Source organism: Gemmata obscuriglobus, from assembly GCF_008065095.1.
In the GTDB taxonomy this organism is placed as follows: domain Bacteria; phylum Planctomycetota; class Planctomycetia; order Gemmatales; family Gemmataceae; genus Gemmata; species Gemmata obscuriglobus.
Window position 1 is genome coordinate 7087173 of record NZ_CP042911.1, and the last position, 15315, is coordinate 7102487.

At 70.4% G+C, this 15315-nt stretch carries 10 protein-coding genes; 3 read left to right on the plus strand and 7 right to left on the minus strand.

Annotation, left to right across the window (positions count from 1 at the left end; genetic code table 11):
* The first annotated feature begins 147 nt into the window (after positions 1 to 147).
* On the plus strand, positions 148 to 969 hold the full coding sequence (locus GobsT_RS29265; RefSeq protein WP_010046137.1) for a SirB1 family protein: 822 nt from the start codon (positions 148 to 150) through the stop codon (positions 967 to 969).
* Positions 970 to 1022: 53 nt separating this feature from the next.
* Here GobsT_RS29265 and GobsT_RS29270 read toward each other — a convergent pair whose 3' ends face one another.
* The 7 genes from GobsT_RS29270 to GobsT_RS29300 form a co-directional block, all read right to left on the minus strand.
* The gene (locus GobsT_RS29270) at positions 1023 to 3740 is read right to left on the minus strand and encodes a hypothetical protein (RefSeq protein ID WP_010046135.1); all 2718 of its coding nucleotides are present in this window, start codon (positions 3738 to 3740) and stop codon (positions 1023 to 1025) included.
* A gap of 32 nt (positions 3741 to 3772) precedes the next feature.
* Positions 3773 to 5578, minus strand: a complete 1806-nt coding sequence (locus GobsT_RS29275; protein WP_010046133.1) for a hypothetical protein — start codon at positions 5576 to 5578, stop codon at positions 3773 to 3775.
* Positions 5579 to 5940: 362 nt separating this feature from the next.
* Positions 5941 to 8004: a PQQ-dependent sugar dehydrogenase gene (locus GobsT_RS29280; protein WP_010052504.1), complete on the minus strand. Its 2064-nt coding sequence runs from the start codon at positions 8002 to 8004 to the stop codon at positions 5941 to 5943.
* A gap of 652 nt (positions 8005 to 8656) precedes the next feature.
* Entirely contained in the window at positions 8657 to 8935 is a 279-nt protein-coding gene (locus tag GobsT_RS29285; RefSeq protein ID WP_010040456.1) for an indolepyruvate ferredoxin oxidoreductase subunit alpha, read from the minus strand.
* Positions 8936 to 9770: 835 nt separating this feature from the next.
* On the minus strand, positions 9771 to 10694 hold the full coding sequence (locus tag GobsT_RS29290; RefSeq protein WP_010040455.1) for a sigma-54 interaction domain-containing protein: 924 nt from the start codon (positions 10692 to 10694) through the stop codon (positions 9771 to 9773).
* Positions 10691 to 10915 (minus strand): DUF1653 domain-containing protein, encoded by a 225-nt coding sequence (locus tag GobsT_RS29295; RefSeq protein ID WP_010040454.1) that lies wholly within the window; start codon positions 10913 to 10915, stop codon positions 10691 to 10693. The genes GobsT_RS29290 and GobsT_RS29295 overlap by 4 nt, the downstream gene beginning before the upstream one ends.
* Positions 10916 to 11031: 116 nt before the next feature.
* Positions 11032 to 11577 carry a hypothetical protein gene (locus GobsT_RS29300; protein WP_148087908.1) on the minus strand — a complete coding sequence of 182 codons (546 nt, stop codon included), beginning with the start codon at positions 11575 to 11577 and terminating at the stop codon, positions 11032 to 11034.
* 140 nt (positions 11578 to 11717) lie between these two features.
* On the opposite strand from GobsT_RS29300, the gene GobsT_RS29305 reads away from it, so the two are divergent.
* Together GobsT_RS29305 and GobsT_RS29310 are read left to right on the plus strand one after the other, a co-directional pair.
* Positions 11718 to 12578: a hypothetical protein gene (locus GobsT_RS29305; protein WP_010040450.1), complete on the plus strand. Its 861-nt coding sequence runs from the start codon at positions 11718 to 11720 to the stop codon at positions 12576 to 12578.
* A 49-nt stretch (positions 12579 to 12627) separates the two neighbouring features.
* Positions 12628 to 15234, plus strand: coding sequence for a hypothetical protein (locus GobsT_RS29310; RefSeq protein ID WP_010040449.1), 2607 nt, complete (start codon positions 12628 to 12630; stop codon positions 15232 to 15234).
* The last annotated feature ends 81 nt before the right edge of the window (positions 15235 to 15315 follow it).

Consider the following 15315-nt stretch of genomic DNA (forward strand, 5'->3'; position numbering starts at 1 on the left):
CCTATTTGATGCTACCGGCTGGCGACGGGGTTCCAAACTCGGGCGCCACAAAGATTTCGCGGCGCCTGTTGAAGTTGCTCCCTTGAATTCGTTCCCGAGTTCCGGCTCACCTTCACCGCCGCGTTGTGGCGCGGTTAAAATGCCCTCATGAAACTCTCAGCCGCTCTTGAGGCACTTTCCGTTGATCCGAGTGCCGAGACCGACCTGGCCCGAATCGCCCTTCTCATCGCGCGCGACGCTTACAGCGGCATGAACCCGCGCGCGTACCTACGCCGGATCGAACGGCTCGCAGAGCAGTTGCGCCCGCGCCTGAAAGGGTCGCTAGCGGCCCGCACCGCGGAACTGTCCACCTTCCTGTTCGAGGAGTGCGGGTTCGCGGGTAACACCGAGGACTACTACGACCCGCGGAACAGCTACCTCAACAAGGTGCTCGACCGCCAGGTGGGCTTGCCCATCGCGCTGTCGGTGCTGGCGATGGAAGTGGGCCGGCGCGCGGGGCTGGACGTGGTCGGCGTGGGGCTGCCCGGCCACTTCATCGTCAAAGCCGTGGAGGGCAACGAAGAGGTGCTGCTCGACCCGTTCAACGGCGGACAGTTCCTCGACATCGAAGGGTGCGAGGCGCTCGTGGGGGGCGTGACCGGACGGCCGTTCGAAGCGACCCCCGAGGCGCTGGCGGCGACGCCGCCGGGAGCGATCGTGGCGCGGATGCTTCAGAACCTGAAGACCGCGTACCTCGCGGAGCGAGATTACCGCCGCGGCGCCCGGGTCACCCGCCGGCTCACGCAACTGGTCCCCGCGGACGCGAGCCAGCAGCGCGACCTGGGGGTGCTGCTCGTGCAGGCGGAGCAGTTCGGCCGCGCGGTGGACCCGCTCCGGGCGTACCTCCGTGCCGAACCCGGGGCCGAGGACGCCGCGGACGTGCGGAAGTTCCTCTACCGCGCCCTGAACGAAGTCGCCCGGTGGAACTGATGCCTTCCGAACGGTTCCCGCCCCGCACCCGAACGGTGCGCCCGACGGTACGGTCAATCGAACTGCACACCGCCGGCCGCGCGCCGGCTGCGCTCCGCCGCTTCGCGGTACGCTTCCGGTGACGTGAAGACGCCCGGCCAGGGCCGCCCCGCCAGTTGACGGAACAGTCGGTTCGCGACCACGTGCTGGCCGGCCCGCGCGGCCATCTGGGCGTACACCGTCTTCGCGTACCGGCACGCCGGGTCCGCCTGGGTCCACGTCTGGAGCGGCTGCTCCATCTGCTGCCAGATCAGCGGGTTATCGAGCCGGCCGCGGTAAAGGGTCGTCAGGAGGCTCGCATCTACCTCGGACGCAAGGAGCCCGAATCCCCCCTCCCAGCGACCGAAGTCGTACGCGATCGACCGAACCGCGAAAAGGGCTTGACCGCCGTCGTTCCCGTCCGCCGTCAAGGTCCGGTACCGGGCGAACCACCGCACCGCCTCGTAGTTGTCGGGGTCCGCGGCCGCGGCCCGCACGAACCATCGCTCCGCGACGGACCGCGGCTCACGCAGCCCGGTGGCGACGGCGAGCATCCGGGTCGGTGCCTCGGGCCGCTCCGGCGCCAGCCGCCACGCCCGTTCCAGCAAGGCGCTCGCTTCCCGCAGCCGCGGCGCATCGGCGCGGCGCGGGCCAGCGGTTTCGGCCCACCCCGCGGTGATGAGCCCCGCCGCGGACACGACCAGCGCGCCGTATGCGTCGCCCCCGGCCGCCAGCGCGGCGCTCAACCGCTCGCCGTCCGCCGCCCGGCCCGCGGGGAGCGCGACAAGAAGCCGGTCGGCGGCGCGCAGCAACTCTTGTCGGGCGGTCGGGTCCGGGTCCGCCGCGGCGCTGGTGAACAGCGGCCACAGGTCCGCGAACTGCTCCGCGCTGCCGCCGGCCGTGCGGTCCGTCGCGCTCAGCGCCGCCGGGAGCCGCACCGCAACCGGGTAGCGACTCGCCGCGAGCCGCGCCGCGGCCTTCCGGAGTTTGTCGCCGTCCGCTGCGCCGAGGCCGGTTGCGGCACCGAACCGGGCGTGAAGGGTGGCAACGAGCGGGTCGTCACACCCGGCCGCGACAGCGCGTTCGAGCGCCTCCCAGGCGGCGTCCGCGACACCCCCGGACAGGAAGCCGGGCGCCTCGGCGTCGGCCACCGCGTTCAGCGCCGCGAGCGCCTCGGCGCGCCCCGGGCCGTCGGCCGGGTAAGCCGTGTTGAACGAGTCGCGGTACGTCCGCGCGAACCACCCCCGTCGGGCCGCGCGCGCGGCCGCCCGGCGTGCCGGTTCGCCGAGCTTCATGTAGCCCGGATAGGGCGCGGCACCGACGCCCACCGCGGCCCACTGGATCATCCCCCGGCTCCGTGCCGCCGCGGCCGCGTACTCGCTCGGCCCCGCGAACACGCCGGGCCGGGGACGGTCTTTGAGCGCGTCGAACAGCGGGACCGCGATCTCGTACCGCTCGGCGTCGGTCGCGAGCCGCGCGTACAAGGTGCGGGCGTGCCAGTCGGCGGGCCGCGCCGCGAGCCAGGCGTCGAAGAACGTTTGCACCTCCGCCCACCCGTCCGCCGTGGTGAGGAAGTTCGGGCGGTGCCGGCGAGCGACATCGAACGCGACGGCCGCCGCGGCCGGGACGCCCGCGTCCCAGGCGCCGCGCTCGCGGCACGACCGCGCCACAGCCAGAGCATCCGGAACGGCGCCGCCGCGGTCCGGGCCGACGGCGTCCACCAGCGCGGCCCAGGCGCGCGGGTTGTCGGGGTCCGCCTCAATGGCTCGGGCGAACCACCGCCGAGCCTCGTCGGCGCCCAGGCCGAGCCCGGCCGTGACCGCGATGAGTTCGGTCGGGGCGGCCGGGCACGCGGGCTCCAGTTCCCACGCCCGCTGGAACGCGGTGCGGGCACGTTCCAGTGCGGCCCGCGCCACCGGGCCGGTCCCCGCGCGCCCCGCCCGCGCCGCGTCAAACCCGTCGAGGGTGAGGCGGACGTGTTCGCGGGCACCCGCTGCGGCCAGGGCCGCCGTAGCGCGTTTGTAGTTCTCCTCTGGCGTTCCGCACACGGGGGCGTCGCGGCCGACCAATTCGCGAACCGCCGCGAGCAGCAGCGCTTCGGCAACCGGGCTCGGGTCACGTGCGGCCTCGGCGAACGCCACCCAGAACGTGTCGCGGGCCTGGCCGGCGGCCGCCACCCGTTCGGCCGGGGGCCGCTCCAGCAGGTCCGCACTGCGGTCCATCGCGTCGAGGTGCGCCTCTAAACGGTAGACCGCCGGGTACTTCGTCCGGCCGAGCGCCTCGGCGAACCGGAAGCCCGACTCGCCGGGCGTGTCCGTACCCGCCTCCACGTCCACGCGCCACTCGGCGAACGTTACGAACGGGTCCTTGCACCCGTCGATGACCGCCCGCCGGAGGGCCTCGCGGCAGTGGGCCACGAGCGCGTCCGGCGGGTGCGGGTGCGCCAGGAACAGGGCGTAGTCCTCGACGGCCCACAGCACGGTGTCGTGGATCCGGACCGGGCCGTCGAACGCGGCCTCGAACGCCGGCACGAGCGCGGCGCGGGCGGCGGCGTACTTCGCCGCACGGTGCGGCGGCAGGCTGTTCGGGTCGATGGGCGAGGGCAGGCGCAGGCGGTCCGGGACCGGCGCCCGGGCGACCGGCGCGGGGGACCGGAACAGGCCGAGGAAGTGGCCCACAAGGGCGAACGTGCCGAGGCCGCACACGACCACGACCGCGGCGTAGGTCCACGGCGGAAGGCGAGACGAAGCCATTAACGCTCCGGTCGGTCAATAGAGAGAGGTGATCACCCGCCCGGTAAGCGGCCCGTCCGCGCCCAGGTGCGGTAGAGCGCGAGGGCGGCCGGCGAGCGGAAGCCGCCGCCGCTGAAGTCGTCGCCCACGGCGTTCAGCTCCCGGACCGCCACCCCGTGCTGCCCGGCGAGGCACGCGGCGCGGGCGTGGCCGCCCCGCACCCAGAGCAGCTCGGGGCGCTCCCGCCGGACCACGGTGTACCCCGTGTCCAGCACCCGCCACACCAGCGGTTGGGAGTACTGCGGCCGCGCCTGCGCGGCGGCGGCGGCGTGGACCGGCTCGGGCACCGGCATGTTCGCGATCAGGTTCGACACCGCGGCGAGCGGCAGCAGCCCGCTCGCGTTGCGGGTGCGGACGCACTGCCACGCGAACCCGAGGTACTCTTCCTGCGACCCCTGCCACTTTGGGTGCAAGGACTCCATCTTGGTCGCGCACGCCTGGGCGTTGTCCGGGTCGGCCCGCATGGCCCGCTCGAACCACCGCTCCATTTCGTCGCGGGAGTGGCTGCGGCCCATGCACACGGTCAGCATGCTGGTGGCGGCGTGCGGCTGGTTCGGGTCCCGCTCGTGGGCGGCGGTCAGCGCCTCCTCGGCCTCGGCCAGGCGCTCGGAGAACTGCCGCCAGCCGTCGGGGGTGACGGTGTTGGCGTACCCGTAGCCCCGCGCGTCCCACGCGTACCGGATCAGGAAGGCGCCGCGCACCGCCAGCCGCGTCGCCTCGGGGGCGCCGCCCTTCTTGAGGCACGCGGCGATCTCCTCGTGGGCCTTCTGGCGGCTCCGACCCGCGCTCATCGACTGCCGCTCCCGCAGGGTGACGAGTTCGATGACGTTGTCCTGGTTGACCGGGTCCGGGTCGGCGCTGACTTTGGTCAGCAGTTCCCAGAACCGCTTGTCCCAGGTCGCGATCTCGTCCGCCGGCGCGCGGTGCTCGTGGAGTTGGGCGAGCAGGTTGTGAACCGCGTGGATCTTGCGCGCGTCGGCGTACCGGCTGTCCCACACCAACTGGGTCACGCGGCGGGCCTCGGCCAGCACCCGATCGGGGGGCACGGCGCCGGCGGCCCGCTGCGCTTGAAGGTGGAAGTACTGCACCAGCGGGTCGTCGCACCCGTCGGCGACGGCCGCGGCCAGCGCGGCGGCGCTCGGCGCGTCTTCAGGGCTGTGTGAGGCGAACGGGGAGCGGGTCGCCATTTCCTTCGCGCGCAGCCCGAGCGCGGTCCGGGCCTTCGCGGCCCACGGCGCGTCGGCCCGGCCGACGCGGCCGAAGGCCAGTTCGGTCGTGCCCCGGCACCACTCCAGGTGGGCGGTCCGGAGCGCCTTGGCGCGGGCCTCGTCCTGCGGGATCGCCGGCCCCTCTGCGGCGTACCGATCGAGTTCGGCCACCGCCGCCGCCGCAACCGGGTCGGCCGGGCGGAACGGGTCCGCGTCGTCGGCCGCGGGGGCGATCGCCGGCGCCTGGGGGGGTGGCGGCGGGGCCGGAGTGCCGACCGGCGGGGCCGGCTTCTGCGGCAGCGGCGCTACCACGACCGGCCCGACCGCCCCCGGATCCGGCTCCCGGTTCAGCGACCGCACCAGCACGAGCGCCCCGGCCGCCGCGGCCCCGAGGGCGGCGGTGCCGAGCCCGACGAAAAGCAGCGTGCGGAACGGGGAGCGGGCGGCCGGCGCGTCGGTGTCGTCGTCTTCATCCCGGTCGTCGGGCGCCGAGAAAATGTGCTCGCACCGCGGACACTCGATCGCTTCGGCGCCGGGCGGCTGGACGAGGCGGACATCGCACTCGGGGCACCGGATCTTGCGTGTCGGCATGGGCGTCTGGGGGTGGAACAGTCGGACCGGCCGTCGGAGGAGTTATCGTGCCGGTCGGTCCAGCCGGCGTCAAGTGAAATCGGCGAACGGTCACCTGCGCGCCCGTCGGAGCGGGCCTTTCGTCACGGCCTGCGGCCCCGCGGGTTCAGCCGCACGGGCAACGAGAACGGGCCGGGTCGGCAGCGCCAACCCGGCCCTCATTTACTCCCGCCGGTTACGCCTGTTGTGGCTTCTGCCTTTGTGGCACAGACATTCCTGTCTGTGCGGCTCTTAGACCCAGCACAGACAGGAATGTCTGTGCCACAAATTAGGCACAATTGGTCAACGTCATTCGTTCGCAAGCACGACCGCGAACGTGCGGCCTACTTCGTGAACCGGTAGATCCCCTTACCGGTGTTCGTGACGGTCAGGAAGTAGATCTCGCCGTTCTCGTCCTCGCCGAACGACACCACCGGCCGCTGCGGGTCCTTGATCGGGCGGTTCGCGGTCACCCGCTTCGCCCCCTCGTCGTACTTGAGCGCCCACAGCCGCGACGTGACGTAGTCCGCGTACAGGTAGTGGCCGTCGAGTTCCGGGAGCGCCTTGCCGCGGTACACCCCGCCGCCGGTGATCGACTTGCCCACGTCGTGGTGGTACTCCCAGATCGGGTCGATCATCCCCTTGTTCTCGCGCACGCCCTTCGGCCCGAACGGGTGGAACGACTCGCGCAGGTTCCAGCCGTAGTTCCCGCCCCTCTCGATGATGTTGATCTCTTCGTACAGGTTCTGGCCCACCTCGCCGGCCCACAGCCGGCCGGTCTTGCGGTCGAAGCTCATGCGCCAGATGTTGCGGACCCCGTACGCCCAGATCTCGGGCCGCGTGTCGTTCTTCCCGACGAACGGGTTGTCCTTCGGCACCGCGTAGTTCTTGCCGTCGGCCTTCTGGTCCACGTCGAGCCGCAGGATCTTGCCGTAGAGCGTGTTCAGGTTCTGGCCGTTCTCCTGCGGGTCGCCGCCCATCCCGCCGTCGCCGTGGATCACGTACAGGAACCCGTCCGGGCCGAAGCAGATGGTGCCGCCGTCGTGGTTCCAGAACAGCTTGTTCTCGTAACGGATGATCTGCTCTTCGGACGCCGGGTCGAGCTTGGTCGGGTCGGTCTTGCTGAGCCGGAACCGCGACACCACGTTGACCTTGTTCTCCTTCTTCGGCGTGTAGAAGATGAAGATCTCGCCCTTCTCCTTGAACTTCGGGTGGAACGCGAGGCCCAGCAGCCCTTCCTCGTTCGTGTTGTCGTTGTACTTCACGCGGTCCCGGATATCGAGCACCACCTTGGTCTCGGTGGCCTTCTGGTCGTTGGCGAACGTGTACACGACGCCCTGTTGTGTGGCGACGAACACGCGGTTGGAGCCGTCCCCAGCGTGCGTGAGCACGAGGGGGCGCAGGGGCACCACCTTGCCCGTAGCGCCCTCTGCGTCCCACCCCTCCCACTTGAGGTCCGGGAACGCGACCTCGGTCTTCAGCGGGAGCGGGCTGAAATCGACCTCGGCGCCCGGCACCTGGGCCGCAACCGAGCTCACCGTGCCCGCGGTCGCGTCCGCCACCAGGACGTTCGCCCCGCTCGCGTCGAGGCACAGATCATTGGCGGACTTGAGCCCCCCGACGACCGGCACCGGCTTCTCGCCGGGCCGCGGGATCACGAACAGCTTGCCCGACGCCCCGCCGGACACGAACAGCCGGCCGTAGTAGTCCCAGGCGAGACCGTTCGCGCCGTCGATGCCCTCGGCGACCAGGTCGCTGGTGCGGTCGGCGAGTTTGACGCGGTAGACCTTGCCCGTGCCGGCGTCGGTGAAGAGCACGTGCGACGCGCCGTCCATTGCCACGCCGCCGGGCGTGTGCAGGCCCTTCAGTTTGGTGCCGTCCACGAGGACATCGACCGTGCCCGGCCCCCGCCCCCCTTGGCCCGGCCCCTTCGGCGCCGCGGGCGGGGCAATGCGGTACAGCGCGCCGCCAGTCCCCTTGTCGCCGGCGTCGGTCACGAACACCGTGCCGCTCTCGGGGTCCGCGACCACATCGGCGAGCGCCTTCGCCGCGGCCGGGAACTTGTCCGCGGGCACATACACCTCGGCCTTCGGGTCCTTCCCGAAGACGTTGATGCGGAGCAGCCCGGCCTTATCGACGACGTAGAGCCAGTTGCGGAACAGCGCGAGCCCCTTCGGGTCGTTGAGCCCGGTCACGAAGGGGGTCGCTTTGCCGTCTTTGATAACGGCAACGGAGCCGTCGCCGTCCTTGCCGGTTTCACCGGCGAGCGACACGAACACGCGCCCGTCCTGGGCCGCCGCAACGGACTGCGGGTTGGTTAAGCCACTGGCGAGCGGCTTGGGCGGCTCCGCCGCCCGGGCGCCGGCCGGGGCTCCCAGGAGAAGCAACAAAGAGAGGTACCGCGTCATGGCGTCAATGATCCTCACGCGTGCGGAAGGTGCCGGGATAGTCTGCCGCACCGCCCCGCGAAGGACAAGGGGGGAGGCAGTGGGATGCACGGGGGTATGATCGGAGCGACGTACCGAACCGGCGGTCCATCCGTGACGCCGATCACAGCCGAAACTTACTGAAATTTAATTAATCAAACGAAATTATTAAATATATTGACCGTATTCCTCCGTATCCGCGTTGTTTTAGAATGCATGGCGGAATGAAGCACGCTCGGGGACGCTGCCAGCCGGGGCGAGGGCAATGTGGCACCCAATCGCGATGGGCGGGCGAAGACAGTTTTTGACAGGATCGACAGGATGAACAGGATGAAGACAGACCGATTTTAAATCCTGTTTATCCTGTCGATCCTGTCAAAAACTGTCTCCATACACGAGGCTCGCGTGGGCCGAAACGAAGTCACGACCAGCCGCCCATTCCGCCACCGTTTCTTAAGACTAACTGGTCATCATTTCCTGGCTCCGAGAGTTTGCGCTGGCGCCTGTTCACCCTGCTGGCGGGTACAGAGCGTGGTGGGCAGCGATTCGAGAACATTGGGAGCGGCTCTGCGGAGCCGGCGCGGCGTCCGAATCCCACGAGCGAACACAACCGCCCCCGACGCATGTGGCGGCGTCAGCGTCTCTCTCTTTCTGTCACGCGCGCCCCGAGTGGCTTCAGCGCCTTCACGCGGTCGGCGTTGAGCGGTACGAAGTCCGACCACTTCGCGGGCACATCCCCATCCAGGAAAATCGCCTCGACCGGGCACTCGGGGGCACACGCCCCGCAATCGATGCAGTCGTCCGGGTCGATGTAGAGCTGGCGCTCGTCGCCGTAAAAGCACTCCATCGGGCACACCACCACGCAGTCCGTGTACCTGCACCCCACGCACGGGGCCGTCACCACGTGAGCCATCGTCGCACCTCGAAAACGGTTGCCGGGACCGCGCGACGCAATTGCAGCCCGCGTGCCGCACGAAAAGTGCTTGAAAAGCCCTGTTCCGGAACGGAACGACCGACCGGATTTGGTCGGGTGACGAAATGCGGTCGGACGGCGGAAGGAAATCCGGTCGCGAGTGCCGCGGTGCCATCAGTCGGATGTGGGACTGTACGCCGGCCCGCCCGTACCGGACGTACACGGACCCCAGCCGCTTCGAGCCGCTGCGGTACTGATCGACCGCAGCGCGGAGGCGCGCCGAGGTCGCACCCGCCGTCGGGTGTCGCGCATCGGGCTGACGACGACCACGGTGAGTTCGGGTACTGGCTTTGCTCGTGGCGCAGGCCCTTCGGTCTGGGCCACGAGCAAAGCACCCGCGAGGCTGGTGCGGTCCCTCCCACCTCGCCTCTGCTGTAACGGGGGTTACAGCACGGCACCGGTAGCACCTGATGGGGCGCGGACTGGACATTCGCTGCCGTCCGACTGGTGAATCGCTACCGGTTCGCTGGGTGGTCGCTACCCGCGAATCACGCCCTCAAAACCCGCAGGAGCCTCCCGAATGAACGAGCACCGGTTCCAGTGGCATCCGAATCAAACGACGCAATATGCGAACACAGAGCCACTTGCAACGAACACGGCCCACACGTGCGGTTTCTCCCCGCGAATAAACGCGGGCGCCAAACACCCAACCGGGTGTCGCTCAAACTTCCAAAAGTGCCGCGAAAGGGGAAATGCCGTGGGGCAATACCGGGTGTGCCGACCGTTCGGCGTGGTCGCGATCCAGCGAGCGGGGTGGGACGTTCCCGCGCCGACGCTACTGCCAGTCGGCGTCGCGTGTGATGCCGTGTTTGCGCATCTTGCCGTAGAGTGTGGTGGGCTTCAGCCCGAGACGGTGAGCCGCCCCGCCGGGGCCGTACACGCGACCGCCGGCCGCCCGCAGGGCCGCCACGATGCGCGCCTTTTCCTGCTCGGCCCAGGTGCGCGCCGTTTCGACCGGAGGCGCCCCGAGCCACGCGGGATCGACAACCAGTTCGTCCCCTTCGCTCACGATCACCGCGCGTTCGATGACGTTCTGAAGCTCGCGCGCGTTCCCGGGCCAGTCGTACGCGGCCAGCGTGCGCAGCGTCGAAGCGGAGACGGTGTTCGCCGGCTTGTTGTGCCGGGTCGCGAAATGTTGGAGGAAGTGCGCGGCGAGGGCCGGTATGTCGTCCCGGCGGTCGCGGAGCGCGGGGAGTTGGATCGGGAACACGTTCAGCCGGTAGAACAGGTCGGCGCGAAAGGTGCGTTCGCGAACACCGGCGGTGAGGTCGCAGTTGGTGGCCGCGATCAGGCGCACGTCCACCGGAACCGGCTTGCACCCGCCGAGCAACTGAACCACCCGCTCCTGAAGGGTACGAAGCAGCGCGACCTGCGCGTCGGCCGTCAGTTCGCCGACTTCGTCCAGGAAGAGCGTGCCGCCGTTCGCCTGCTCGAACCGGCCGGCGTGCCGGCGCGCGGCACCGGTGAAGGCGCCGGCCTCGAAGCCGAACAGTTCGGCGACCACCAGCGATTGCGGCAGCGCGCCGCAGTTGACTGGTACGAACGCCTCTCGCGCCCGCGGGCTCTGCGCGTGCAGCGACCGGGCGACGAGTTCCTTGCCGGTCCCGGTTTCGCCCAGGATGAGGACGGTCGCGTCGGTTCCGGCCACCTGCTGGATGGCCTTGCGCACGCCCGGAAGGGCGCCGATGAGGGGTGTCATGACGGCCCAACGTATGCGAACCGCGGGACCGGTTCGCCGCTCACGGTGACGGTTTCGAGGAACATCGCGAGCGGGCGCACCCACAGCCCGGTGTCGTTGTACAGCGGCCGGTACACCACCAGCGGCTCCTCCGTCTCGCTGTGCCGGGCGACGCCGACCACCTCGTACTCGCCGCCCTTGTAGTGACGGTACCGTCCCGGTCGCGGTTCGTGACTCGACATTGTGTCTTTCCCTGGGACCGCTGCGGTCCCGACGCCTGCTCCACGCGGAGGTGCGCTGCGATGAGCCGATCACCCGCGGGTGCCCGAACCGACCGTGATCCCGCGGGGCGAGCAACTCAGTTCTTCGGCTTCACGGTGTGTGGCGCCGGGGCCACGGGCAGCGCCGGCTTCTTCGGCTCTTCGGGCTTTTTCGCGGGCTGTTCGACCTTCTTCGTCTCGTCCGGCTTCTTGACGGGGGTCTCGGTCTTCTTCGTCTCGTCCGGCTTCTTGGCAGTCGGTTCGGGCGACTTCTTCGGTGCGGCGGTGGCGGCCTTCAGGTTCTTGCGCACCGCTTCGATGGTCTCGTGCAGGAGGAACGCTTTGCGGTCCGCGCTCGCTTCTTTGTCCGCCGCCTCCAGCCCGGCGTCGATGAGCTTTTGCGCCTCGGGGCGGTGGCCGATCAGCGGGCGGACGGTCGCCAGCGCGCCCTGGTACACGCGGTACGTGCCGACGAAGTCCTTGCTCTCGTTGTACAGGTCCGCGCCCCGGTTGTGCACGTCCCGGAGCGTGTCGATCACGAGCCGGTCGAAGGCGGTCGCGTCGGGCAGCTTCGGCTCGTCCGCGGTGCCGCGCAGCCCCAGCAGCGCCACGAGGGCGAGTGCCGCGAGTCCTCGGGTGGTCATGTGGTGTACCTCAGTTTCGTCTTCCGTGTCGAAGTTCCGTGCCATCATGACGCGCCGGGGTCGGGGTTGCAACGCGACTCGGGTTCCGCGTACCATCGGTGCGAGTGCCCCCACACACCGTCCCGCACGGAAGCGGACCCGTGGCCGACAAACTGACACAACAAGTCCTCGACGCCCTGACCCGCGCCGCGGCCGAACCGACCGGCCTCCCGCTCTACGCGGGCAAGGCCGACCTGGGCCTGTTCCCGAACGTCGCGGGCGCGAAGCCGGCCGCGCAGAAGTGCCTCGCCGAAGACCTCGTGCGGGTGGTCGGGGCGGACCCGAAGAGCAAAACGCCCCGCGACCTCTACGGCCTCACCGACAAGGGGTGGGAGTACCTGCTGGCGGCGGTGAACCCGAAGCAGGTGCTGGAGGACTTCGTGCGCGTGCTCGAGGCGCGCCAGGGCGAGGTCACCGATCTGCTCGCCACGGCCCGCCGCATGGCCGACAGCCTCCAGGGGCTCCGGGACGCCGTGTCGCGCGTGCTGCCGGCGGTCACGGCGGTGCGGGTGCGCGAAGCGCTCCCCTCGGTCGCCGCCCCGAGGGTCGAAGAGCCGGTGAGCGAGTTCGTGCCTTCGACACACGCTGGGGTTCCGGAGGCGCCGGCCCTGAGCCCGTTCCTGCTCCGGGGCGGGGTCGAGGAGGGACTGCTCCCCGCGCCCGCACTCGCGCCGGCGGTGCTCGCGCACCTCGCCGAGCACACCGGCCCCACGGACTGCCCCCTGCCGGAACTGTTCCGCGCCCTCGCGCAGACCGCCGCGCTCACCATCGGCGAGTTCCACGACTGCCTGCGGGAGCTGCACTCCGAGGGACGGGTCTCCCTGCCGCAGTGGACCGGCCCGCTGTACGCCCTGCCGGAGCCGCAGTACGCCTTGCTCATCGGCCACGGCATCGCGTACTACGCCTCGCTCCGCGAAGCCGGGGTCCGGGAGATCACCGGCTCGGCCCTGTACGGTTCCTGACCCCTGCCCCTCGCCTGGTCGCCGACGCTCGAACAAGGAGGTTCATCTGATGACCGCTACCGCCATCGCGCCCGAGCCGATCGCCTTGACCGGGCGCACCCGCGACGTGCTCAAGCGGGCCGGGAACCCGTTCCGCAACTACTTCGCCCGCAACCCCGACGACGAGGTGTGCGCGCGGTACCACGTGCCGGAGCTGTTCGCCGCCGAGCGCGACCTGCTCCACGCCATCATCGACCTGTACCGGTACGACCCGCAGACCCACAGCGAGGTGGTGCCCATCCTGGGGAACAAGGGCGCCGGCAAGACGCACCTGCTGCACAGCATCAAGCACGGCACCAGCGGGCAGTGGCAGTTACTGGTCACCCCCGGCGTGTACCAGCGCGACTCGGACTTCCTCGAGTACCTGCTGTTCCAGATCATCGACACGCTGCTCGGGGGCGGGAAGCAGAAGGGCGTCCGCCCGCTCGAGTACATCAGCGACCAGCTCGTGCGGCGGCAGCTCGGCGTCGCGCTGCGCGAGCTGAGCGACGAGGAGAAGGTGGAGCTGTTCCCGCCGCCGGGGCTGGGCCGCTGGGCGCGGCGCCTGGGGATGGGCACGCAGCAGGCCCGCGAGCGGGCCGAATGGCTCGCCGAGAACCTGAGCGGGTACTCCAACTTCGCCCGGGTGCCCACGCCGGTGCTCCAGGCCCTCAGCGAGGCCGGGCTGACCGCGCAAAAGGCGTTCGACCTCGTGAGCGCCTACGTCCAGAAGAACGAGGCGCACAACACCGCCGGGCTGATGCGCCGGCACATCTTCCAGGGGTTCGCGAAGGCCGCCCTGCTCCGCGACGAGAGCGACCTCGCCAGCTTCCTCACGTTCGGGTTCGCGGAACTCGAGTTCCACGTCCGCCCGACGCGCCAGGACCTCGTGCTCGCGCTGTTCAAGGTGCTGACGGAGGTGTTCCGCAGTCTGAAGACGCCGGTCGTGGTCGCGTTCGACCAGCTCGAGGACCTGCTGCTCGCCCGCCGCACCGACGACGCCCACAAGACCGCCGAGGCGTTCTTCGCCGGCATCGTGCAGGTGATGCACCAGATCGACGGCCTGTGCTTCCTGATCTTCGCCGAGCGCGGGCTGTGGAACCGGTTCGTGCCCTCGCTGGACGGGTACATTCAGGACCGGCTCAACAACCCGGTCCACGTGCCGAAGCACGGCACCGTGAAGGCCATCCGCCTCGAAGCGCCGCCGAGCGACCTCGTCCGCCGGGTGGTCGAGGCGCGCCTCCGGCCGTGCCTCGCCGAGCTGCCGAACGGCGAACCGGTGCCCGAGATCTTCCCGTTCGCCGACGAGCAGATACTCCGCATCGCGCGCACCGAACCGACCCTGCGCGACATGCTCCAGCAGTTCCGCCACCTGTTCGACCACGTCGTGTACGGCCCGGACGACCTGACCGCCGAGCGCCGCCCCGCCCCCGCGCCGGTCGAGGCGCCGGCGCCGGCCCCCGCCGCCCGCCCGGCCCCGTCCGGGTTCGTGGAGTTGCCGGCGGCGCGGTTCGACGTGTCAGCCGAACTCGCGCCCGCGCCGGCCCTGGTGGCCCCGACCGAGCCGACGCTCGACGACTGGCCGGTGCCGGTGGACCACGCGAGCCGGCTCGCGGCGCTGCTCGGGCACGATGAGGGCGAAGCCCCCGAGAAGGTCGAGTTCACCTTCAAGCAGGTGGACGTGATCGAGGCGCCGGCCACCGCCCCGTTGATGCTAGCCCCGGCGCCGGTGGACGTGCCCCTCGCAGTTGCGGTTGAGGAGCAGGAGCGCGTCGAGGAGCAAGCGCGAGCGGGAGAAGTCAGCGTCCCGAACGCCCCAACGGCCGAGCCGGTGAGCGAACCCGTAGCGGTGTTCACCCACGAGCCCGTGAGCGAATCCCCGCCGGCGCCAGAGTTGATCGAGAGTGCGCCCAGCCCGCTCGAAGCAATTGCCGCCCCGGAGGTGCCGGCCGCCCAGAGCTTTCCGGCGGAAGTACCGGCAGACGTACCGGCCCCCGCTGTGGTGAAGCTGACCGCCGCCGCGCTCGTCGAGCTGTGGGAGCAGGAGCAGCGGGCCGCGCGGCGGAAGCTCGAGCCGGAAGGGGCTCTCACGGGCGCCACGCGCGAGCTTCAGGCCGGCCTGGGCGCGTTCCTGAGCACCTGCCACGAGCACGGCGTGAAGGTCGGGCCGTGGCGCTTGCAGCACGTCGTCGACGAGTGGTCGTACGGCGAGCACCCGACCTACGGCGTGGTCACGATCGCGCACTGGGCCTGCAAGGACGGGCAGCCCTGGCGCATGGGGCTGGGGCTGTTCCTGGCCCGCGGCGCCGGAAAGCCGAAGGACCTTGAGGTGAAGCTCGGCGTGCTCGAGACCGAGCCCGCGATGGTGGACCTGTTGGTGCTGCTGCGACCGGAAGACGACATCGCGACCACGGGCAAGAGCAAGACGCTGCTGAACGACGCAGAGCGGCGCGGCAAGCACACGCGGCTGGAGCCGGTGTCGCTGGACGGGTTCGCGCAGATGTACGCGTTCCCGCGGTGGCTCGCGGTGGTACGCGAGTCGCTGCCCGAGGGCGCCCCGCTGCCGAACCTCGCGGACGTGATCCAGGAAAAGTGCGAGAAACTGCTCGAGCAGGTGTGCATGCCGGTTCAGGGCTGATTCGCCGGCGCCCGCGTGCCAAGGTGGCACGCGGGCGTGCTCGCTTTTCGTCCCGGTTTCGCTAACTCATCATCGGAATCG